The organism is Clostridium thermopalmarium DSM 5974, assembly GCF_002995795.1.
GTDB classification, from domain to species: Bacteria; Bacillota; Clostridia; order Clostridiales; family Clostridiaceae; genus Clostridium_H; species Clostridium_H thermopalmarium.
Map to the genome: position 1 here is coordinate 17,521 of NZ_PVXN01000055.1, position 23,181 is coordinate 40,701.

The following is a 23,181-nucleotide window of genomic DNA, read 5'->3' on the forward strand; positions in this document are numbered from 1 at the left end:
ATACTATATAAAAAGTTGCATAGCACTTTAAAATGCTATACAACCTTTATATATTTATACAGCTTCGCCCTCAAAACTCTTTCCTGTAAATTGACTATTATATAACTCTGCATAAAAGCCGCCCTTTTCAAGAAGTTCTTTGTGATTTCCTTGTTCAATGATTCTTCCATTATTCATAACGAGTATTAAATCTGCATCTCGAATTGTAGATAATCTATGAGCAATAACAAAACTTGTTCTTCCCTTCATAAGGTTATTCATAGCCTTTTGTATTTGAATTTCCGTTCTTGTATCAACACTTGAAGTAGCTTCATCAAGAATTAAAATTGATGGATCTTTTAATATTACCCTAGCAATAGTTAATAGCTGTTTTTGTCCTTGTGATATATTAGAAGCTTCTTCATTTAACACTGTGTCATATCCTTCTGGAAGAGTTCTAATAAAGTGATCTACATGAGCTGCTTTTGCTGCTGCAACTATTTCTTCAAATGTAGCATCTTTTTTACTGTAAGCTATATTATCCCTTATAGAACCATTAAATAGCCATGTATCTTGAAGCACCATACCAAACATAGAGCGCAAATCGCCGCGTTTAAAATCTCTTATATCAACTCCATCTATAGTGATTCTTCCTCCTTGAATTTCATAAAAGCGCATAAGCAAATTTACAAGAGTAGTCTTCCCTGCTCCTGTAGGACCTACTATTGCTATAGTCTGACCCTGTTTTACATCTATATTCATATCCTCCATGAGAGGAACAGTTTCATTATATCCAAACTTAACATGTTGGAATGAAACTTCTCCTTTTAGCTTTCCTATAGTTCTTATATTATTGTTTTTATCTTTTTCTTTTATCTCTCCATTTTCAAAGTCAACAATCTTAGCGTCTTCTTTGTCTGGAATCTCTTCAACCTCATCTAATATTTCGAAAACACGTTCAGCTGCTGCTACAGTAGATTGAAGAATATTTGCTATATTTGCAGTTTGAACTATAGGTTGACCAAACTGTCTTGAATATTGTATAAATGCTTGAACTCCACCAACATCCATTCTTCCTTTAGTTACAAAAATTCCTCCAATTACACAAACTAAAACATATCCTATATTATTTACAAAACTCATCATTGGCATTATTACACTTGAAATGAATTGTGCTTTCCAACCAACTTCGTAAAGTCTTTCATTTACTTCATTAAACTTTTCTATAGACTTTTCTTCGCGTGTAAAGATTTTTACTATTTTATGTCCTGTATACATTTCCTCTACATGTCCATTTAGTTCTCCAAGAATCTGCTGTTGACTTTTAAAATATTTTTGAGACTTTTTTGCAACTTCTGTTGTTATAAGTACAGAAAGAGGTAAAGTTACAAATGTAACAAGAGTAAGCAGAGGACTTATAGTAAGCATCATTATAATAATGCCTATAATTGTTACAATAGCTGTTACAAGTTGTGTTAAACTTTGCTGAAGGGTTGAAGCAACTGTATCAAGGTCATTAGTAACACGGCTTAATATTTCACCATTGGTACGAGAATCATAATATTTCAAAGGTAATTTATTAAGCTTTTCATTTACATCTTTACGCATATCATAAACTGTGTTTTGGGCAACTCCTGCCATAATATACTGTTGGATATAATTAAATATAGAACTTACAGCATAAAGGCCTATAAGTATTAAAACGATTCTTCCTATATAATTAAAATCTATCTTAGGTCCATGGGTACTTATAAATCTCCAAATTTCAGGATCTATACTTGAAATATCCATAGTTCCTTCTGATTTAGCAGAACTAGGATTTGTTATCATATTATTTATCATTTTTCTAAGAGACTCTGGCAAGTCCGGCATTTTTAGAAAATTAGGTATATTCTCAGGTTTAAAGAGATTTTTAGCATATTGTCCCTTTGCCATTAATCCTTCAAACAGCTTATTTGTAGCTCTTCCCATAATTTTAGGACTTACAATACTAAATATAGTACTTGCTATAGCAGTTATGAAAACAACTATAATGTTAAATCTTCGAGGTCTTAAGTATTTCATTAATCTTTTTACAGTTCCCTTAAAATCTTTAGCCTTTTCAACTGGCCTTCCCATTGCAGGTCCTCCATGTCTTCCTGGACCTCTTCTTTGTGTTTTATTTTCACTCATGCTAATTCCTCCTCACTAAGCTGTGAAGATACAATCTCACGATAAACTTCACTAGATTTTAATAGCTCCTTGTGAGTTCCTATTCCCACAATTTCTCCTTCATCTAAGACTATAATTCTATCTGCATCTATTACTGTGCTGACTCTCTGAGCAACAATAATTACTGTTGAATTTTTAGTTTCTTCTTTAAGAGCCTCACGAAGCTTTGCATCAGTTTTAAAATCAAGAGCGGAAAAGCTATCATCAAATATATATATTTCTGGTCTTCCAACAAGAGCACGGGCAATAGAAAGACGCTGCTTTTGTCCTCCTGATACATTATTACCACCTTGGGCAATTAGTGTATCATATCCTTCTTTCATATTAGAAATAAATTCTGAGGCTTGAGCTACCTCTGCTGCATGTCTTATTTCTATCTCAGTTGCATCTTCTTTACCATATCTAATATTTTCTTCAATAGTGCCAGTAAATAAAACTGCTTTTTGTGGTACAAAACCTATCTTTTTTCTAAGTTCTTTTTGAGACATATTTCTTACATCTATTCCGTCTACCAGCACAGCTCCTGAAGTTACATCATAAAAGCGAGGAATAAGATTTATAAGTGTAGATTTTCCCGAACCTGTACCCCCTATTATTGCTGTTGTTTCTCCAGGATTTACACTAAAACTTATATTTTTTATAGCTGGCTCTTGTGAACCTGGATAATTAAATGTAACATCCTTAAATTCCACATACCCTCTTTTCACACACTCATTTTTAGGGTTTTCAGGGTCAGTAATTTCAGGTTCCATATTTAAAACTTCATTTATTCTGTCTGCTGATGCTTGAGCACGAGGTATCATAACAAACATCATAGCAAGCATAAGGAAAGAGAACATAATTTGCATTACATATTGAATAAATGCCATCATATCTCCAACTTGCATATTCCCGTTATCGATACGAATTCCTCCAAACCAAACAATAGCAACACTTGTAAAATTCATTATAAGCATCATCATAGGCATTATGATTGATATCATCTTATTTACTCTAATAGCTGTAGATGTAAAATCATAACTTGCTTCTCTAAAACGCTCCTTTTCATCATCAATACGGTTAAAGGCACGTATTACTCTAATTCCTGCAAGGTTTTCACGCAAAACTAAGTTTATTTTATCTACCTTATTTTGCATTGCCTTAAATAAAGGTATAGCCTTTCTTGCTACTAAAAATATAACTAGTATAAGAAGTGGTATAGAAACAGCTAATACTAGTGTTAACTTTTTATCCTTAGATAAGGCCATAGCAAAACCACCTATAGCCATTATTGGAGCTGTAACCATAAACTTCATCATAACAACTACAAATTGTTGAATTTGAGTTATATCATTGGTAGTTCTTGTAATCATAGAAGGAGTTCCTATTTTATCAAATTCATGTAAAGAAAATCCTTCTGCTTTTGTAAAGATCATCCTTCTCAAATCTCTACCAAAAGCTGTTGCAAATTTTGAAGAGAACAAGTTTGCCAAAATTGTAGCAATACTACTCCCTGCAGCTACAATAAGCATGAACCTTCCAATTTTCATAATATATTTTGTATCTCCATTAACTATTCCTTTATTAACAATGTCAGACATCAATGTTGGTAAATATAGCTCAGCCATAACCTGTAAAAACAAGAGCATTACACATGCTGCTATCTTATCCTTATACGGCCTTAAAAATCTAAAAAGCCTAAGCATAAATTCTCTTCTCCATTCTGTAAAACTTAATTTAATCTTTTAAAAGAGCCTTTAATGTCTCTAATCCATTTATTATTGCCTCAATTTCGCCTTCTTTAGCTTTCATAAGTTTCTTATTCAGATTATCCTCTATTTTCTTACAAACATTAGATGGCATTATTTTTTTTGAATTTTCACATGGAGAAACATATATAACTCTCCTATCTTCCTTGCTTCTAATTCTTTCAACATATTTTTGCTTTTCAAGTCTATCTACAATTCCAGATATAGTACTGTTAGAAATACTCAACTTTTCACTTATATCACTAAGCTTCATACTTCCATGCTTACCTAAAGTATACAATACCATTAATTGAGGAGTAGTAAGTCCTGTTTCATCAAAGCACTCTTTTATACTTTGATGCATAAGATTATTCACGTCTTTAATTAAAAGAGATATTTTAGCTCCTTTATCATGTTCCATAAATTTATCATCCTCTCATAACAATTAAAATATGCCTTTATTATGAATAAAATTATTCATTAATTAAAATATTTCCAATAATATTTTTAATACAAATATTTAACATTAAAATATTTAGTATTCGAAACAATGTTATTAGTATACTATTGTATTTTTAAAAAATCAATATATTAAATTTAAATTTATTTTTTACAATATGAAATTACTTCAAAAGAAAAATTAACATATATAATACAAGTTTTTTATCCATATCAGACTAAATGCTATATAAACTCTTATAATAAAAAAATACCAGCAAGATTTTGCCGGCATTGTTTTTATCATATCTATCAGAATTTTACATATATAAATTCAAAAAATTTTCTAATACTAATTATGTATTACAGAATACAGACTTAAATCTAAGGAGGAATTCTAATGAATAAAAAACTAAGTGCTCTAGCTCTATCTGCACTACTTATTATTTGAAGCGGCTGTGCACAGAATAATCAACAAAGTAAGCAAAATCAGCAAAATAAACAAGCTCGAAATACTCAACAACAAAAAAAAGTTATAGGTGGAGTAGAATCTTCTATTTCTCAAATGGGCAATATTGAAAGGATAAGAATTATTTCTGACAAAGCAAATGTAAAAATTGGTGTTTCTAATGATACTCCTACAATCACAACTCAAAATAAAAATTCTACTTTAGATGTAATAAGTCAAGTTGGTGATTGGTTTGCAGTAAAACTTCCTAACAATAAAGTAGGATTCGTTCCTCAAGAAGATTGTAAACCAATAGTTGTCGAAGATGAAACTCCTGCTCCTCCATCACCACAGCAGGCAACACCTCAAGAAACAACACAAGGAGGATCCCAAGGTGGAACTACACCAAAAACACCAAGCGCTAATACAAATACTGCTTCTTTAAGCGATGCAGAACAGCAAATGCTTAAATTAGTTAACGAAGCTCGTGCTCAAAATAATGTACCGCCTTTAAAAATAGATACTGAGCTTTCTAATGTTGCTAGAACTAAATCTCAAGATATGATAGACAATAACTATTTTAGCCATAATTCTCCTAAATATGGTAGTCCTTTTGATATGATGAAGTCTTTTGGAATAAAATATGTTCAAGCAGGGGAAAACATAGCAGGAAATCAAAGTGTTGAAAGTGCTCATAATGCATTAATGAACTCTCCTGGACATAGAAAAAATATACTAAATCCAGAATTCACTCATATAGGAATAGGTATTAGAAAAGGTGGACCTTACGGAAATATGTTTACACAAATGTTTATAAGCAAGCCTCAATAATATATTATTTAAGTATATAAGCCATGCATGAATGTTAGCATGGCTTATACTTATCTCTTCTATTATAAAATTTATTTATTCCCTCGGTTCTAATATGGTAAGGACTTCTATTCCTTTATCCTCACTTCCTTCTCCTAAAATGTATACACTATAATAATTATTAGGGTTTAACTGAAAACTTTTAGTAGTTAGTATAACTTTTTCAGTTCCTGCACTTCTAATTTGAAAACTATATCTTCCCTCTAAAATACAAGCATATTCCGTAAATTCCCTATAGCCTAAGTTTCTAAATATTATGGTTTCATCTGGCAAGGCTATATCCATAGGTGAGGATTTAGGAGATAAATTTATAAATCTTACACATGGTCTTCCAAATTTCTGCGCACTAGATGGCTCTGGCAAAGGATAAATGCTTATATCTGGAAAAGCTCCTATTATTGCTAAATTTAATATAAGTTCTCTTGGTATGGTGATATTTTGCTGTATAATAGGATTAGTTCTATCACCAGAAATATAAACTTCTATATTGTGATTTCCAATTGGAGCAAACATATAAGGAGATACCTCTTTATATTGGAAGTTACTAAGAATTAAAATTCCATTTGCATAAATATCCAAAGCTGGAGCATTGAAAGATGCATTCATCATCCTAAAATAAGAATTGGCTGGTATGACTTGTCTATATGGGTAACAATACATATTTCTTTTTATCCTTTCATATTTCTCGCTATTATAATTATATGAAATAAAATTTTTATATGTGCTCACTCTATCAATAAGCCCTGACATTTTTAAAAATATATCTATTTCATGAGAATTAAGATATACATCTCCAATTAAACCGTGCTTTAAATCTCTAGTCCTGTCTGTATGAAAATCAGAGCCCGCAGTATAAAACTTCTCCATATCTTTAGAAAGCCTTATAAAAAATTCTGTGTCATCTTCGCTATTTCTGCAATACTTTGCCTCAATTCCATCAAAAGGCATATTTATAATTTCTGTTAAGTATTTTTTATTTATTAAAACTGGATGCGCTAAAACTACAGAGGCTCCAAAAATTCTAAGCAGCCTTATGCCTCCTAAAACTGACAATCTTCCGCTATCTTCATCTATGTCTATATCTATATTACTTAATCTTTTTATTAAAACTTGAGCACTCTTTGTTTTATGAGCTTTTATTAGCTTTAGTACTTTTTGAAATACCTGACTTTTGTATCTATCATCTTTAAAGTATCCTAATATATGAATTCTCTCGTTATGAAATCTAGTAGATAGTTCAACTGCCGGAATTACAATAACTCCATATTCTATACCAGCTCTTAAAGCATCATCTACTCCTAAAGTTGTATTGTGATCCGTAAGAGCTATTATATCTATTCCCCTTCTCCTTGCAAGCTCCACCACTTCTCTTGGAGTAAGTTCTCCATCTGATGCCTTTGAGTGTATATGAAAGTCACCTTTTTCAAACATATAAAACCTCTTTATATTGCTATATATCCATGATATTTATATTTTCACCATATTGTGATAAGCAAAAAACTTCCGAATAATACGGAAGTTTTTTTATTTAGAGCTTTCTCTTATAATTAATTCAGTAGGAATAACTACTTTTTTAGAAATTTTTCTTTTATCATTTAATCTTTCAAGAAGCAAGTTGACTGCGGTAACCCCCATAAATTCTGTATGAACCTTAACAGTACTAAGGGAAGGAATTAAGAATTTTGAATTAGGTATATCATTAAAGCCTACTATGCTTACATCTCCTGGTACATTTATGTTAGCTTCATATAAAGCACTAAAAGCCCCTATTGCCATGGAGTCACTTGCTATAAAAAAGGCTGTAGGTAACTGTCTCTTTTTAATAGCTTCTCTCATTAATCTATAACCATCTTCTGGAGTAAATCTTCCGATATACACATTATTTATATCGTATAGTCCCTTACTTCTCATGAATTCTATATATGCTGTTTCACGTTCATCCTCTATAGGTTCTCTCTTTGATCCAACATACTCCCTTCCTCCAATAAATCCTATATTGTTGTGTCCTTTTGATAGTAGATAACCCAGCACTTCTCTCATAGCCTTTTTAAAATCAATTACCACAGAATCATACTTTTTTTCATCTGGCGACGAGTCTACAAAGACTATAATTGGAGAGTACATAGAAAATTTTTCCACATCCTCTTTGCTAAATTTCCCTATAGCTATAACTCCATCCAAATCATTTAATTCACTTGTAATATATTCATCATTATTTTTAAAAATTGTCACAATTTCTATGCCTTTGTTAATGCACTCTTTTTCAATTCCATTGGTTATGGACACATAATAAGGATCTCCTAACTCTTCTTTTTGCGAATACCAATGGATAACTCCAATCTTTGTAATTGTCTGCGCACTTTTATTCCTTCGTTTAACAGGGATATAGTTCAAATTCTCCGCTATTTTAATTACCCGTTTTCTTGTATTTTCAGATACTGAAAGACTTGTATCATTATTTAATATTCGTGATACTGTAGCTGTTGAAACCTTTGCTAACTTTGCTATATCTTTTATAGTAGCCATACAGATGTTCCTTTCAAAATTAACTGCTTTTTCTTTTTATAATTTTACTATCATATGCCTTCAAAATATTTCCTTCCAATTTCATTTCCTTATCTGTATGATTAATTATAAATAACCACTCTTCATCTTTAACATTTCTTCTATAAACCTCTAATCCTCTCTCAGATTCTATATAAGAAATATTATTCTCCATTACTACTTCTTTCGCAAGTTCGCTTAATACATCTGAGTCTACGCCTCCACCTATATAATATACTTTCCCATCTCCATAGGTGTTTTCAGTAATGCACGCCTTTTCTCTATAAAATTCATCATTATATCTATACAAAACTTTAGCATTCTCTGGAGTAATTAGATCTCTCCATACGGAACAAAGTCCTCTCTTATTCTCATACCTTCCAACTCCAAGTATTTCAACTTCTTGTCCCTTTTGAAGGCTTTCTGATTCTTTAATCCTTATACCAGCCATATCTCTTATATTACAAGGAATTACTTTTCCAAAGTGAATATTATTATTTTTATCCTTTATACCTGCTCTAAATGAGAATATAATCTTTCCTCCATTTTTAGAAAACTCTTCAAATCTTTTTCCTAATTCCTCATCTATTATCTGCATAACAGGAACAACTAAAATCTTATACTTAGAAAAATCCTTATCTATACTTATTACATCTATATTTGTATTTAAATTATAAAATGGAATATATAACCTAAGTAATTCTTCTGTAAAGTTAAATTCTAGAGATTGCTGCTGATGCCTCCATGACCAAATATTATCAAAGTCATATAAAATAGCTATATCTGATTTTATTTCACTTTTTATAACATCTTCATAATTCTCAATATCATTTATGAAGGATTGCACTTCATAAAACTTACGTCCATTCTCATTATCCTGGTCAATGATTCCAAGGCAGAACTGCTCTGCTCCCCTTGTCATTCCTCTCCACCTAAAAAATAACATATTTTCACAGCCATGAGCCACAGCCTGATATGCCCACATCTTTGCTTCATTAGGACGAGGAAGATATCCTATAATATTATGTCCCTGTGCCCCCATAAGCTCTTCTACTATCCAATAATTCTTACATTTTAATCCTCTTATATAATCATGGGTCATTGCAATATGTGCAGGAGATAAAGGCTCTTTAAGTCCTCCCCATACTGGATAATTATCATAGGAAACAAAATCTAATTTTTCTGCTATCTTATTAAAATCAAAAGCCTTATCAAAGAATCCACCACTAAAATTATGAGTGATTTGTTGATGTTTTCCTTTCAACCTTCTTACTAAATCAATTTGAAGTTTAGCATAGCTCTCTATAGAATAAGATCTGAATCTAGCCCAATCCAATGCTAATGAAGGATTATGAATAGTAATAGTAAGCCTTGGAGCTGGAACTTCTCCAAAATTATTGTAGGTCTGTCCCCAGAATATGGTTCCATAAACTTCATTTAGTATGTGTATATCTTTATACTTATTTTTTAAAAATTCTCTAAACTTAGATTCACACTGATAACAATAGCATATATCGCTTCCTTCATGTCCAATTTCATTATCTATCTGCCAAGCTATTATAGCATCTTCATCCTTATAATGCTCAACAAGTTTAGTTACAATTTTTTCTGTATATTCTCTATAAACCTGCGAGTTAAAACAATATTGTCTTCTTCCTCCAAAACTTCTTTTATGTCCATACTCATCTTCTGATAAAATAGATGGATGTTTCTGTGCCAGCCAAGCTGGAAAGGTAGCAGTAGGTGTTCCAAATATAACCTTTAGTCCATGTTTTTTTGCCTTTTCTATTACCATATCAAAGAAAGAAAAATCATATTTCCCTTCTTTTTTCTCCATAAGATGCCAAGCAAATTCTCCAATGCGTATAATATTTGCTCCCATTTCTCTCATGCGCTGCATATCTTCATCTATCGTATTTACATTCCAATGCTCTGGGTAGTAATCCACTCCTAAATACATTATATTATATCCTCCCATATAACCGAGAAATTATATATAATTTTCATGTGCCATGTTATTCCTTGGATAAAAACTTAACAAAGTTTTCAAAGGCATTTAATCCTTTTTTATTCTGTTTAAATACTCCTGCATCCATTAATACCTTTTCAAACTTTTTGCCTACTTCTAATTTTAATATTTTATCAAAGTCCAAAGAACTGTCCTTATATCTTTCCTTTAGATACTGATACCATTCTTTATGTTTGTCTAGTTCATCATAATCATTGATATTTTTCTCTCCTTTAAGACACTCTTTTAACAGCTCTAGTTCATTCTTAAGCCTTGGAGGAAGAACTGCAAGTCCCATAACTTCTATAAGTCCAATATTTTCTTTTTTAATATGATGAACATCTTCATGTGGATGAAATATACCCAAAGGGTGTTCCTTATCTGTTCTGTTATTCCTAAGAGCCAAGTCTAGTTCAAATTTGCCTTCTCTAAATCTTGCTATAGGAGTTATAGTATTATGTGGTTCACCTTTAGTTTGAGATAAAATTCCTACGCTCTCATCGCTGTAACCTCTCCAAGCATCAAGTATTATTTTCCCAAGCTCAGAAAGTCGCTCCTTTTTTTCACTTCTTATACGTATAACAGATAAAGGCCATTTGATAATACCAGCTTCTACATCTTCAAATTCTTTAATGCTCACATACTTTATAATAGGTGCCATTTCCATAGCAAATCTATAATTTCCACCTTGAAAATGATCATGAGCTAATATAGATCCTCCTACAATAGGCAAATCTGCATTAGAACCGATAAAATAATGCGGAAACTTTTCAACAAACTCCAGCAGTCTATCAAAAGTAAGCTTTGAAATCTTCATAGGTTCATGATTTCCTTTAAATACAATGCAGTGCTCATTATAATAAACATAGGGAGAATATTGAAAAAACCATTCTTCGCCGCATAACTCTAAAGGAATAATTCTATGATTTTGTCTTGCTGGATGATTAATTCTCCCTGCATAACCTTCATTTTCTTTACATAGCAAACATTTAGGATATGAGGATGATTTAATATTTTTAGCTTTTGCAATGGCAGTTGGATCTTTTTCTGGTTTTGAAAGATTTATAGTAATATCCATTTCCCCAAAGTAAGTATTAGCTTTCCATCTCAAATCTCTTGATATTCTTTCTGTTCTTATATAATTTGATGCCTTTGACATACTATAGTAGTTATCTGTTGCAATTTTGGGTCCCTTTCTATAATCCTCATAAAACTTTTTTATGACCTCACTAGGACGAGGCATTAAGGCATCCATAATTTGTGTATCTAAAAGATCTCTATACGTTACTGTATTTTCTCCTAATATCCCCTTTTCATAAGCATAATCTAAAATATTATTTAGAATTTCTTGTGGATTTTCTACAGACTCGTCTACTATTACATCCTCATACTCATCTAGTTTTAAAATTTCTAGAATTCTATTTCTTGCATAAATTTCATCTTCTTTATAAATAAGATTATTCTGCACACCATAATTAATTAGTCTTTTTATTTCTCTGCTGATATTCATGAGAAATCACTCCCTATATTCAAGATTGCCTTCTATATATAATAAGAGGCAGTTTTTATTTGAAAACTACCCCTTACACTCCAAAAGACTAAATGCGCCTAGCTCCATCACCAATAGAAACTATATAAAAATCAGCTTTATATCCAATTCTTCTTTCATATTCTTCTCCAATCTTTTCAATAAAGCTTTCAATTTCATCATTTCTCACTAAACTAACAGTACATCCACCAAAGCCTGCCCCTGTCATCCTTGAGCCTATAGCGCCATTTCTCCAAGCTGCTTCCACTAAAGTATCCAGTTCAATTCCAGTAACTTCATAGTCATCTCTAAGGGATATATGAGACTCATTCATGAGCCTTCCAAATTTCTCTATATCTCCTTCTGTTAACGCACGAACAGCCTTAATCGTTCTTTGATTTTCATATACTGCGTGCTTAGCCCGTTTCCTTTCTATCTCATTTTTAATTAAATGCTTATTTTCTTCAAACTCCTCTTCTGATAAATCACCTAAAGAGAAGATTTCTAACTTTTCTTGCAGAGCCCTAAGAGCATTTTCACACTCACTGCGTCTTTCATTATACTTTGAATCCATAAGGTCTCGATGCTTATTTGTATTAGCAATAACTATAGAAATTCCATCTAACTTTATAGGAACGTATTCATATCTCATTTTATTTGTATCTAGCAAGATAGCATGATCTTTCCTACCCATTCCGCAGGCGAACTGATCCATAATTCCGCACTTTACCCCATTAAATTGATTTTCTGACTTCTGACTTAATTCAACCATTTCAATCATAAGAAGATTCAAATTAAATAAGGACTTTAAAGCTATGCTAGTAGCAAGCTCGATAGAAGCGCTAGATGAAAGCCCTGCACCATTTGGGATATTTCCAAAGAATAAAATTTCAAGCCCACTATCAATATTATATCTTGCATCTTTAAATGTCTTTATTATTCCCTTTGGATAGTTTGCCCAGTTGTCCTCTTCACGATAAACTAGATCATTTATATTGAATTCAATAACCCCTAGCTCTTCAAAATTTTTAGAAATCACTTTAACCTTTGAGTCCTCTCTTTTCCTTGCAATAGCATAGGTTCCAAAGTTTATTGCACAGGGAAATACATGTCCTCCATTATAGTCAGTGTGCTCACCAATTAAATTAACTCTACCAGGTGCAAAGAATACGTGTATTCCTTCATCTGTCTTAAATACTTCTGAGAAATCTCTTATTAAATTCTCTAAATTCATGGTTTACACCTCCTAATTAAAGCCTTATTATATCTTTACTTCTTCTTTATATATTTACGAGTATCTATAGCTACAGCTATTATGATTATTAAACCTTTTATAATATATTGTAGGTATGGGTTAACTCCAATAAAAGCAAGTCCATAATTTATTACCTGGAATATTAAAACTCCAATAATTATTCCACTTACAGTACCTATACCTCCTGTAAAGGAAACTCCACCAACGACGCAGGCTGCAATAGCATCAAGTTCATACATATTACCAGTATTATTTGTAGCGCTACCTACACGAGCTGCTTCTAGAGAACCTGCAAATCCATATAATGCCCCCGCAAGAATGTAAACTACTAAAAGAGTTTTTACTAAATCAACTCCAGATACAACCGCTGCTTCTGGATTTCCACCTACAGCAAATATGTTCTTACCTATACGAGTTTTATTCCATAATATCCATATAAATACTGATACTATAGCAGCATATATAACAAGATAAGGTATTCTAAAACCGCCTATATTAATACTCCCTTGAGCAAACTTCATATATTTAGGATCTAATCCACCAATTGGCTGTGCTCCATAAGGAGGACGGTCAAAGTATGTTGAAGTTAGTCCATATACAATAATTTGAGTACCTAATGTAGTTATAAATGGAGTAACCTTTAACTTTGAAATGACTAATCCATTAATTAATCCTATAATTCCGGCCACAACTGTTGCAATTAAAATAGGTAATATTATTGGTAATTGAGGCAAATTAGGATACATCCTATAAGCATAAGTTGGTGATTGCAACAATGATGCAGATACAACAGCAGAAAGCCCAACTATACGTCCAGCAGAAAGGTCTGTTCCTTGAGTAATAATTACCGCACCAATACCTAAAGCTATAATAACACGGGTTGAAGCTTGAGATAAAATATTACGGAAGTTATTTAAAGAAATAAAACTTGGTTCAATTACTACTATGATTACTAGTAATGCAACTAATACTACAAGAATTGCATTATTTACCATCCAAGATTTTATATCTTTTTTTTCTGAAATTTTCATTATATTCACTCCCTATCCTACAAATATTTCGCTGCTAAGCGTAATATTTCTTCTTGATTTGTTTTACGAGTATCTACAATTCCACCTACTCTACCATTACTCATAACAAGAATTCTATCTGTAACACCAAGCAGCTCAGGCATTTCTGAGGATATCATAATGATTCCTTTTCCTTTCTTAGCTAGATCAATCATTAATTGATATATCTCATATTTAGCTCCAACATCAATACCACGGGTTGGCTCATCTAGCATTAGAATTTCTGGCTCTGTAAGAAGCCATCGTCCTAATATTACCTTTTGTTGATTTCCTCCTGATAATGAACCTATAGGCGTCTTTTGAGATGGAGTTTTTACACTCATACTATCAATAACCCACTGAGTATCCTTTTTACATTCACTTTCATTAACTAGTCCATATTTATTTGTATACTTATCCATATTGGCAATTATCGAATTAAAATTAACACTTAATATTCCAAATATACCGTTTAGTCGTCGTTCCTCTGTAACCAATGCAAATCCATTTTTCATAGCTTCTCGAGGTGAGCTATTTTTTACTTCTTTTCCATGCACATATACCTTTCCAGCAGATATATGTCTTAATCCAAATAGGGATTCAACAATTTCTGTACGTTTAGAACCAACAAGACCTGCTATACCTAAAATTTCACCTTTACGCAGTTCAAAGGAAACATCAATAATTGAAGGCTGATATGTTGCAGTTAGTCCTTCTACTTTTAAAATCACATCTCCTGGTTTATTATCCTTCTCTGGAAAACGATTTGTTAAATCTCGTCCAACCATTAAACTTATAATCTTATCTATTGTTAAATCCTTAGCATAATGTGTAGCAATCCACTTACCATCTCGCATTATAGTAACATCATCTGCTATCTGTAAAATTTCTTCCATCTTATGAGATATATAAATGATTCCTGCACCTTTATCCTTTAAAGCCTTAATAATCCTAAATAAGTGATTAACTTCTTTTTCAGTTAGCGAAGATGTTGGCTCATCCATTACTATAATTTTGGAGTTATACGAAACTGCCTTTGCTATTTCCACCATCTGCATTTCTGATACGGATAACTTTTCCACCTTTTCTCTTGGATCTATATTAATGTCCAAATCCTTAAAGATGCCTTTGGTATCTTCGTACATTTTCTTTTCATCAACAAAAAGACCACTTTTAGGATAACGTCCTAACCATATATTATCTATAATATTTCGTTGACGAACCTGATTTAGCTCTTGATGCACCATGGATACCCCATTATCAAGAGCTTCCTTTGCAGAAGTAAAATTTACTTTTTTACCATCTAGATATATTTCTCCTTCATCTAGTTTATATATACCAAATAAACATTTCATCAAAGTAGATTTTCCAGCACCGTTTTCCCCTACTAGAGCATGAACAGTGCCTGAACGTACTTTAAGCTGTGCTTTATCTAATGCTTTTACACCTGGAAACTCCTTAGATATATTGATCATTTCTAGTAAATACTTTTCACTGTCTTTTGATTGTGTACTTTTGCCCATATGCTACACCTCATCTCTATATATCTACTTTAGCAAACAAGGATGCAGGAGCATGCATCCTTGTTTAATACAGAAATTATTTATATGCTTCTTCAGCTACTGATATATTTTCCTTTGTGATTCCTACATATGGTACACGAACAGCTTTATTTTCATCTAGTTTCCACTCTGTTCCGTCTAATACATCTTTTCCTAGAGCAGCGTTTATCGCTAATTGCACTGTAGCAGTTCCCTGACTCTTAGCATCGTTAAGTACCGAACCTAGCATATATCCACTCTTGATTTGTTCTATAGCATCTGGTATAGCATCTACTCCTACAACTGGCATATACTTATCGTTAGTAAAGTATCCAGCTGCTTTTAGGGATTGTATAGCTCCTAGTGCCATAGCATCATTATTAGCTATTACATATTCTATCTTATCTCCATGCTTAGATAGCCATGCATCCATTAATTCCTTCCCTTTAACAGTATCCCACATACCTGTTTGAAGCTCTAATTGTTCAACTTCAATTCCTTGCTTTTTAATTTCATCTACAACATATTTTGTACGAGCTTCAGCATCTGGATGTCCCGGCTCACCTTTTATCAATACGTATTGTATTTTTCCATCTTTATTCTTATCAAATTCAGGATGTTCTTTCCAACTTTTAGCAACTATCTCACCTTGTTTAATTCCTGATTCTGCAGAAGCAGTTCCTACATACCACGTTTTATCATAGCTCTTCATTGCTTCTACATTTGGCTCTTTATTAAAGAATATTACTGGTATATTAGCTGCTTGTGCTTTAGAGATGATTGCTGGTGCAGCCTGTGGATCAACTAAGTTAATAGCTAGAGCTTTAGCCCCTTTTGAAATCATCATATCTACTTGTTCATTTTGAGTAACTTGACTGTTTTGGGAGTCATTTAGAATTAGTTCTGCCTTATCTTTTGCAGAATTTTCTATTGCTCTACGTACAAAAGACATGAAATTGTCATCAAACTTATAGATTGTAACACCAATTTTAGGTTTCTCTGTTTTTGATGTGTCTTTAGTTGCATCTGATGATGTTGCTTTTGAGTTGTTTCCAGATGTTCCACTGTTTGTCTTGTTAGCACCACATGCTGTTAACGAAAATGTTAACGCACATACAGCTAATAATGATAATATTTTTTTCTTGGACATACTAAAATCCCCCTTAGCTTTTAAAAATATTAACAATATTAACAAAACGTTTTCATAATACCAATTTACTAATTTTTTACTTATTTGTCAATATATTTTGAAATTTTATTATATTGTTAATTTTCTAACTAATAATCTTATGTTTTATCTCTATAACATTATATTTAGTCTATTAGAATTTAATTCCTTATTTATAAAATTTTATTACTTTTTAAGTAAATTTTTACTAGGACCATATTTAACTAATAAATCTACTATTTTTTATAATGGATTTTTTTCATCTTTGATTAATTCCCGATAATTAATACTTTCCCTATTGACAATCCTTAATTAACCTTATATTATATAATAATGATAAAAAAGAGTCTTAAAATAAATGGTAATCATACAAATTAATATTGTTATTACTATGACGAGGAATAGTAGATATTAAAATCTTTTCAAAGAGAGGAAGTTATTGGTGAAAGACTTCTAAAAGATTAATATCAAACCAGCCTCTGAGTTCTGCACCGAAAATAATAGTAGGCTGCAGCGGAACTTCACCGTTAAAATAATGAGTGAATATATTTTTATATATTAAATATATTAACAAGGGTGGTACCACCGTAAGCTCGGTCCCTATTTTAGGAATTTGAGCTTTTTTGTTTTTTTGCAATACATAAAAAATGTGATACATTTTTATTCAGTGTAGACGTAGTGGAGAAGTGAAAAATTAAGGCAAGTTTAAAGTGAAAAGTTTTTCAAAATAATAAAAAAGTGTAAGGAGGAAATAAACATGGGAAAACAAAAAAAATTCGTTGAAGCTATAACTGCCATGGATGTAGATTTCGCTCAATGGTATACTGACATTGTAAAAAAGGCTGAACTTGTTGATTATTCAAGTGTTAAAGGATGCATGATTATTCGTCCTTATGGATATTCAATATGGGAAAACATTCAAAAACATTTAGATCAAAAATTTAAGGAAACAGGACATGAAAATGTATATATGCCAATGTTCATTCCTGAGAGCTTGCTTCAAAAAGAAAAGGACCACGTTGAAGGTTTTGCTCCTGAGGTTGCTTGGGTAACTCATGGAGGTAATGAAGAACTAGCAGAAAGATTATGTATTCGCCCTACTTCTGAAACTCTATTTTGCGACCACTATGCAAAGATAATTCAATCTTACAATGACCTTCCAAAGAAATACAACCAATGGTGTTCTGTAGTAAGATGGGAAAAAACAACTCGTCCTTTCTTAAGAACAACTGAATTCTTATGGCAAGAAGGTCATACAGCTCATGCAACAGCTGAAGAATCAGAAAAAGAAACTATAGATATGCTAAATATTTATGCTGATTTCTGTGAAAATGTTCTAGCAATACCAGTTATAAAGGGACAAAAAACAGAAAAAGAAAAATTTGCTGGTGCAAAAGCAACTTATACAATAGAAAGCTTAATGCATGATGGTAAGGCATTACAAAGTGGTACATCACACAACTTTGGAGATAACTTCTCAAAAGCTTTTAATATTCAATACACTGATAAAAATGGTCAGCTTCAATATGTTCACCAAACTTCTTGGGGTATGACAACAAGACTTATTGGAGCAATAATTATGGTACACGGTGATGACAGCGGTCTAAAATTACCACCAAAAATTGCACCAATTCAAGTTATGATAGTTCCAATTGCACAACACAAAGAAGGAGTTATTGAAAAAGCAATGGAGCTTAAGGATAGAATATCTAAAGTTGCTAGAGTTGACATAGATACTAGCGACAAGATGCCTGGATGGAAGTTTAATGAATATGAAATGAAAGGTATTCCTGTTCGTCTTGAAGTTGGACCAAAGGATATAGAAAACAATCAAGTTGTACTAGTACGCCGTGATACTAGAGAAAAAATATTTGTTTCCATGGAAGAACTCGAAACTAAAATTGCTGAGCTTTTAGAAGATATTCAAAAATCCATGTATGAGCATGCTCTAAAGCACAGAGAAGAAAATACTTACTCTGCAAAAACTTTAGATGAATTTAAAGACATTGCAGAAAATAAACCTGGCTTTATTAAAGCAATGTGGTGTGGAGATAGAGCTTGCGAAGAAAAATTAAAAGAAGTTGCTGGAGTAACTTCAAGATGTATTCCATTTGAACAGGAAACTATCTCTGATAAATGTGTCTGCTGTGGAGGCGAAGCTAAACACATGGTTTATTGGGGAAAAGCGTACTAATATAATCAATAAAAAACTTAGGTGTATGCTTCTGCATGAACACCTAAGTTTTTATTCTATCATAAACCTTTATAAACATTTAAATTTGTAAGTCTTCATTCCATAAACACTTAATTTCTTATAAAACTTTTCTCTATCTGCGTTTCATATTACGAATAAGAGCTTTTGTTTCCTTGTCTACTCGTAAAGATTCCGTAATCTTTTGCAGTGATTTGTTATATGTGAAATCATCTAATCTATTGTTTTTTAAATATTCCATTGTTTTTTCTGGAAACTTAACATAACAAACTGAAATAGCCCAAGCAATAGCCATTTTTACATAATATCCTTCATGTTTTATTTTGTCTAGTACCTTTAATACTCTGTCAATATAATTTTCTTCTATATAAAAACTAATGAGCATTACAACTCCAAAACGTACATCAAATTCTCGCTCAGATGATAAATATGGTTGTATAAAATTCCACACACGTTCCTTATTTGCTTTTGTAAATTTTAATCCATTACAAAAACTATCACAAATAGCCCAATTATCAATTTTAGGTATAAAATTAGAAACATAATTTAAGACTTCTTCAATATCAGCCTTCACATATCCAAGTATTAGTCCTTGCAGCATAACTTCCTCATAGTAATCACTTTGTGCTGCTTTTATATACTCTCGCCAATTTTCTTTAGCTAACTGCTTCGCCATTTTTCTTAATAGTGGCAATCTAACTCCAACAATATTATTAGCATTAGGACATAATTTACTATGAAACTTTTTATACTCTTCATCTGCTAATTGAAAAATTTGTTGTCTTACTATGTTCTCCATATCCCACCTCATTCTTTGGCTTTTCCAACTAATTATCTTATAGTTATAATATAACGCAAAAAAGGATTTAAGACTACTAGTAACAAATAATAGGAGTACCTTCTTCAATATTATTAAATATAGCCTTTGCTACATTATAAGGTGAATTTATACACCCATGTGAGCCGTTTGTCTTATATATATTTCCTCCAAACACACTTCTCCAGCTAGCATCATGAATTCCTATACCTCCATTAAAAGGCATCCAAAAGTCAACAGGCGAAGCATAGCCTGGACCTCTAAGAACAGCATTTCTTTGCTTATATTTTAAGCTATATATTCCTTTAGGTGTTGAATGTCCCATTTTTACATTACCTGTGACAACATCTCCTTGTACTATTAATGAACCATTTTTATAAAACCATAAGTACTGTTTTGATAAATCAATTTCTACATAGGTATTTCCAATATCATTGTTATCACGAGAAAAGGCAGTTTGGCTGTATGCAGGCTCCTTTGTTATTGTTTTTCCTTCCTTTATAATTTTAATTAAATTTTCTACTTCTTTAGTCTTATCAATACACCAACCGTAATCACCACCACCGATATTTATAACTTTTCCTGATGATGTAGTAAAACTCCTCATCTTACCAACTGTATTATACGTTTTAGAAAGCATATTTACGTATTCTTTCACCTTTTTTTTATCAAATTTAATTTCAAGGTTTTCATCAACTGTAAGCCACTTATTTATTATTGAACCATCTAAGATTTCTGTCTTTTTTCCAAATGTATAGGTAATTTTCGAAGATACATACTTATTAAGTGTATCTCTAACTTTTATGACTTTTGGTGACTTTGAATTATATCTAGGTTTTATATAGCAACCAGCCGATTCCAAATCTAGTTCAACTTCTGTCTTAAGAATTGAATCTACTACATGGGAATATAATAGATTTTTATCCACCTTGTTTCCTGGAATTTCATCTATGATTATATAATTACTTCCTTTATACTGAAATCTTGGATTCTTAGGTTCAATTACATTTTTACTATCAAAACATGATAGTTTATCTATTTTATTCTTCAATAATTTATCATCATATGAAACTTCCACTGTAATCTCAGAATCTTCTGTGTTAAAAAAAGAAAAAGTCCATTTAAAAGGATTTTGACTATCTTTAAATTTTTTTAATTTGTCATATAATGAATTATATTTTAATCCAATATCAATGGCTTTTATTTTCTCACTTTTATTCCCTCGTTCTTTTAGATTTAATTCATAATTTTCAATTTTAGATGTCATTATTTCTGCTACTTCCTCTACAGTTTTTCCTGAAACATCAATAGAATTAACCTTAGAGCCAAAGTAAAAATGATTAGTATAATACTTTACCATCCCAAAATAAATAACAAGCAAGGTGCAAAAGACTGCTACTATTCCTATGACAATCTTTTTGCGTTTTTCAGTTGACCTTACTATCTCCTCTCCAGTTGAATCCTCTGCCATATCATTTGCTGAACTCTCTGTTTTCTCATTTAGAAATTTTTCTTTCTCTGATAATTCTTCAAGTTTTTCATCAATTGGCTCTCCTATTTTTTCTAGTGATTCTCCTATTGATTTTTCTACTTCCTTTTTCGTAGCACTCACCTCTTACCTAAAACAAAATTTAGAATTAGTAATTTGTTCTTAAGAGATTAGTGAATCTTATACTAATAAGTTCACATTTCATTGTATGTGCTAACTTTTACACTTAAGACAATTATTTAAAAAATCAATTTCCATATTAATTCATTTTATGTTTTAGGTTATAGTAAAGTTACTACAAAAAATAAAAAATAGGTGCACAGCACCCTATAGTATTCCTTTAAATTTCTTCTCGTGATTCAGTAGCCATTCTTTTATGTGCAGTCCTCCTGCATATCCTACAAGCTTTCCATTGCTGCCTATTATTCTGTGGCAAGGAATAATTATTGCTATTTTATTTTTATTATTGGAGTTTCCAACAGCCCTTACAGCTTTTTCGTTTCCTATTCTAATAGCAATATCTTTATATGTAGCCACTTCCCCATAAGGAATCTTAGTAAGTTCCGTCCATACTTTCTTTTGAAATTCAGTTCCCTCTATATGAAGCTTTAAATCAAAACTTTTTCTCTTTCCTTTAAAATATTCATCTAACTGAGTATAAGCTTCTTGTAAAATTGGAATCATTTTGTCATTTCTTCCTAACTTATCTACAAAATTAATATGAGTTATAGCATCTTCATTGCTTTTAATTTCTACTATTCCAATTGGCGATTCATAGTAAACGGTATATGTTGATTCACCTTTTCCCATATTTTCTTTCCACCTTTATTCTAGTTTTAAGTATTAACCAAACTTCTTTTTATAATTAATTATAACATAAGTTTTTTAATTTATATCTACATTTTCTATCTATGAATTGCTGCATACATAAAATTACAAACTAGCGCATAACATAATTATTTAAAATAGCAACTATATCAAAAAATTCTCAAAAAAGTACTGCTGATAAGTTGATTATCAGCAGTATCTTATGTAGTTTGTTTTAAAATTTTTCAAATATATCTTTCTTAACACCACAAATTGGGCACTTTTCTGGTGCTTCTCCTTCTACAGTAAATCCACAAACTGGACAAACATAGAAAGGATTATTATCCATATCCTTCTTTTCTTTTGCTAAGCCTTGAGCCTTTTTGAATAATTCAGCATGATGTTTCTCTGCTTCAACAGCATAGTGGAAAGACTTTTCAGCATCCTTTTCTTCTTGAAATTTTGCAGTTTCAAGATATACAGGATACATTTGATCGATTTCATGAAGTTCTCCATTTATGGCTCCTTGTAGATTTTCAACTATGTCTGTAAATCCAAATACAGCTCCTGCTGGAACAGTATAATCTCCTACTTGATCTTTAAGTACCTTAAAGTGATTCTTTGCATGAACCCATTCTGCATAAGCAACGGCTTTAAATAATCTTGCTATATTTGGGAACCCTTCTTTTTCTGCAGCTTCACCCCAAACTAGGTATCTCATGTGAGCCATACTCTCTCCACCATAAGCTGAACGAAGAAAATCTGCTGTCATAGCATTTTTTACTGACATAAATTTCACCTCTTAATATAAATTTTAGGACAATCAAAAATATCTTAATCTTATTGCCATTTATTATGATACCCACATACAATAATTTTATTTATCAACATTTGCAATTTGTGCTTATTCTTATAAATAAAAACAATAAACATTTCAAATCTTTTTTGTTTTAATCTAAAAACGGTTCATTGTAAAATTAAATGCAACAGATAAAAAAATATTAAAACCATAGTGAAAATCATGTATGATATAGGTGTTGAGTATAAACATACAGGAGATTTTCACTATGGTTCATGATACTGATTATAA

At 31.5% G+C, this 23,181-nt stretch carries 17 protein-coding genes and 1 other annotated feature; of the genes, 2 read left to right on the forward strand and 15 right to left on the reverse strand.

Translation table 11 applies throughout. The features are described 5' to 3' along the window. Positions 1-54 precede the first annotated feature (54 nt). Genes CPAL_RS11215 through CPAL_RS11225 form a run of 3 tightly spaced genes read right to left on the reverse strand, consistent with a single transcriptional unit; the run spans position 55 to position 4,338 of the window. Positions 55-2,151, reverse strand: a complete 2,097-nt coding sequence (locus CPAL_RS11215; protein WP_106024645.1) for an ABC transporter ATP-binding protein — start codon at positions 2,149-2,151, stop codon at positions 55-57. Beyond that, positions 2,148-3,875, reverse strand: a complete 1,728-nt coding sequence (locus CPAL_RS11220) for an ABC transporter ATP-binding protein (RefSeq protein WP_061859050.1) — start codon at positions 3,873-3,875, stop codon at positions 2,148-2,150. Before CPAL_RS11220 ends, CPAL_RS11215 begins: the two co-directional genes overlap by 4 nt. A 31-nt stretch (positions 3,876-3,906) precedes the next feature. Continuing rightward, positions 3,907-4,338, reverse strand: coding sequence for a MarR family winged helix-turn-helix transcriptional regulator (locus tag CPAL_RS11225; protein ID WP_106024646.1), 432 nt, complete (start codon positions 4,336-4,338; stop codon positions 3,907-3,909). A gap of 582 nt (positions 4,339-4,920) precedes the next feature. On the opposite strand from CPAL_RS11225, the gene CPAL_RS11230 reads away from it, so the two are divergent. Continuing rightward, positions 4,921-5,634, forward strand: coding sequence for a CAP domain-containing protein (locus CPAL_RS11230; protein WP_082787914.1), 714 nt, complete (start codon positions 4,921-4,923; stop codon positions 5,632-5,634). A 75-nt stretch (positions 5,635-5,709) separates the two neighbouring features. Here the strand turns inward: CPAL_RS11230 and CPAL_RS14240 are convergent, their stop codons facing one another. The 8 genes from CPAL_RS14240 to mglB form a co-directional block, all read right to left on the reverse strand. Next, positions 5,710-7,104 (reverse strand): DUF4397 domain-containing protein, encoded by a 1,395-nt coding sequence (locus CPAL_RS14240; RefSeq protein ID WP_082787910.1) that lies wholly within the window; start codon positions 7,102-7,104, stop codon positions 5,710-5,712. A gap of 93 nt (positions 7,105-7,197) precedes the next feature. Then, a complete protein-coding gene (locus tag CPAL_RS11240; protein ID WP_061859052.1) occupies positions 7,198-8,199 on the reverse strand; it encodes a LacI family DNA-binding transcriptional regulator in 1,002 nt (333 codons plus the stop codon). Positions 8,200-8,218: 19 nt separating this feature from the next. Further along, positions 8,219-10,177: a beta-galactosidase gene (locus CPAL_RS11245; protein ID WP_106024647.1), complete on the reverse strand. Its 1,959-nt coding sequence runs from the start codon at positions 10,175-10,177 to the stop codon at positions 8,219-8,221. 55 nt (positions 10,178-10,232) lie between these two features. Next, entirely contained in the window at positions 10,233-11,735 is a 1,503-nt protein-coding gene (gene galT, locus CPAL_RS11250) for a UDP-glucose--hexose-1-phosphate uridylyltransferase (RefSeq protein WP_061859054.1), read from the reverse strand. 88 nt (positions 11,736-11,823) lie between these two features. Beyond that, positions 11,824-12,987 carry a galactokinase gene (locus CPAL_RS11255; RefSeq protein WP_061859055.1) on the reverse strand — a complete coding sequence of 388 codons (1,164 nt, stop codon included), beginning with the start codon at positions 12,985-12,987 and terminating at the stop codon, positions 11,824-11,826. Positions 12,988-13,022: 35 nt separating this feature from the next. Further along, entirely contained in the window at positions 13,023-14,039 is a 1,017-nt protein-coding gene (mglC, locus tag CPAL_RS11260; protein ID WP_061859056.1) for a galactose/methyl galactoside ABC transporter permease MglC, read from the reverse strand. Positions 14,040-14,056: 17 nt separating this feature from the next. Beyond that, a complete protein-coding gene (gene mglA / locus CPAL_RS11265; RefSeq protein WP_061859057.1) occupies positions 14,057-15,580 on the reverse strand; it encodes a galactose/methyl galactoside ABC transporter ATP-binding protein MglA in 1,524 nt (507 codons plus the stop codon). 76 nt (positions 15,581-15,656) lie between these two features. Next, positions 15,657-16,748, reverse strand: a complete 1,092-nt coding sequence (gene mglB / locus CPAL_RS11270; protein WP_061859058.1) for a galactose/glucose ABC transporter substrate-binding protein MglB — start codon at positions 16,746-16,748, stop codon at positions 15,657-15,659. A gap of 400 nt (positions 16,749-17,148) precedes the next feature. Then, positions 17,149-17,371: a binding site (T-box leader), on the forward strand. A gap of 152 nt (positions 17,372-17,523) precedes the next feature. Between mglB and proS the strand changes: the two genes are divergently transcribed. After that, the gene (proS, locus tag CPAL_RS11275) at positions 17,524-18,960 is read left to right on the forward strand and encodes a proline--tRNA ligase (RefSeq protein ID WP_106024648.1); all 1,437 of its coding nucleotides are present in this window, start codon (positions 17,524-17,526) and stop codon (positions 18,958-18,960) included. A gap of 133 nt (positions 18,961-19,093) precedes the next feature. Here the strand turns inward: proS and CPAL_RS11280 are convergent, their stop codons facing one another. From CPAL_RS11280 to CPAL_RS11295, 4 genes are all read right to left on the reverse strand, one after another. Then, positions 19,094-19,777, reverse strand: a complete 684-nt coding sequence (locus CPAL_RS11280; protein WP_061859060.1) for a DNA alkylation repair protein — start codon at positions 19,775-19,777, stop codon at positions 19,094-19,096. 76 nt (positions 19,778-19,853) lie between these two features. Continuing rightward, positions 19,854-21,266 carry a L,D-transpeptidase family protein gene (locus CPAL_RS11285; RefSeq protein WP_061859089.1) on the reverse strand — a complete coding sequence of 471 codons (1,413 nt, stop codon included), beginning with the start codon at positions 21,264-21,266 and terminating at the stop codon, positions 19,854-19,856. A gap of 345 nt (positions 21,267-21,611) precedes the next feature. Further along, positions 21,612-22,094 carry a methylated-DNA--[protein]-cysteine S-methyltransferase gene (locus tag CPAL_RS11290; RefSeq protein WP_106024649.1) on the reverse strand — a complete coding sequence of 161 codons (483 nt, stop codon included), beginning with the start codon at positions 22,092-22,094 and terminating at the stop codon, positions 21,612-21,614. A 232-nt stretch (positions 22,095-22,326) separates the two neighbouring features. Then, positions 22,327-22,881 (reverse strand): rubrerythrin family protein, encoded by a 555-nt coding sequence (locus tag CPAL_RS11295; RefSeq protein WP_061859062.1) that lies wholly within the window; start codon positions 22,879-22,881, stop codon positions 22,327-22,329. Between the last annotated feature and the right edge of the window lie 300 nt (positions 22,882-23,181).

What these genes read in the sequence shown, in the direction of transcription:
- CPAL_RS14240 (WP_082787910.1), bottom strand. Translation starts at nt 7,104, where the DNA reads ATGTTTGAAAAAGGTGACTTTCATATACACTCAAAGGCATCAGATGGA.
- CPAL_RS11220 (WP_061859050.1), bottom strand. Translation starts at nt 3,875, where the DNA reads ATGCTTAGGCTTTTTAGATTTTTAAGGCCGTATAAGGATAAGATAGCA.
- CPAL_RS11245 (WP_106024647.1), bottom strand. Translation starts at nt 10,177, where the DNA reads ATGTATTTAGGAGTGGATTACTACCCAGAGCATTGGAATGTAAATACG.
- CPAL_RS11225 (WP_106024646.1), bottom strand. Translation starts at nt 4,338, where the DNA reads ATGGAACATGATAAAGGAGCTAAAATATCTCTTTTAATTAAAGACGTG.
- CPAL_RS11240 (WP_061859052.1), bottom strand. Translation starts at nt 8,199, where the DNA reads ATGGCTACTATAAAAGATATAGCAAAGTTAGCAAAGGTTTCAACAGCT.
- CPAL_RS11215 (WP_106024645.1), bottom strand. Translation starts at nt 2,151, where the DNA reads ATGAGTGAAAATAAAACACAAAGAAGAGGTCCAGGAAGACATGGAGGA.
- CPAL_RS11285 (WP_061859089.1), bottom strand. Translation starts at nt 21,266, where the DNA reads ATGGCAGAGGATTCAACTGGAGAGGAGATAGTAAGGTCAACTGAAAAA.
- proS (WP_106024648.1), top strand. Translation starts at nt 17,524, where the DNA reads ATGGGAAAACAAAAAAAATTCGTTGAAGCTATAACTGCCATGGATGTA.
- mglB (WP_061859058.1), bottom strand. Translation starts at nt 16,748, where the DNA reads ATGTCCAAGAAAAAAATATTATCATTATTAGCTGTATGTGCGTTAACA.
- mglC (WP_061859056.1), bottom strand. Translation starts at nt 14,039, where the DNA reads ATGAAAATTTCAGAAAAAAAAGATATAAAATCTTGGATGGTAAATAAT.
- CPAL_RS11255 (WP_061859055.1), bottom strand. Translation starts at nt 12,987, where the DNA reads ATGAATTTAGAGAATTTAATAAGAGATTTCTCAGAAGTATTTAAGACA.
- mglA (WP_061859057.1), bottom strand. Translation starts at nt 15,580, where the DNA reads ATGGGCAAAAGTACACAATCAAAAGACAGTGAAAAGTATTTACTAGAA.
- CPAL_RS11230 (WP_082787914.1), top strand. Translation starts at nt 4,921, where the DNA reads ATGGGCAATATTGAAAGGATAAGAATTATTTCTGACAAAGCAAATGTA.
- CPAL_RS11295 (WP_061859062.1), bottom strand. Translation starts at nt 22,881, where the DNA reads ATGTCAGTAAAAAATGCTATGACAGCAGATTTTCTTCGTTCAGCTTAT.
- CPAL_RS11280 (WP_061859060.1), bottom strand. Translation starts at nt 19,777, where the DNA reads ATGGAGAACATAGTAAGACAACAAATTTTTCAATTAGCAGATGAAGAG.
- CPAL_RS11290 (WP_106024649.1), bottom strand. Translation starts at nt 22,094, where the DNA reads ATGGGAAAAGGTGAATCAACATATACCGTTTACTATGAATCGCCAATT.
- galT (WP_061859054.1), bottom strand. Translation starts at nt 11,735, where the DNA reads ATGAATATCAGCAGAGAAATAAAAAGACTAATTAATTATGGTGTGCAG.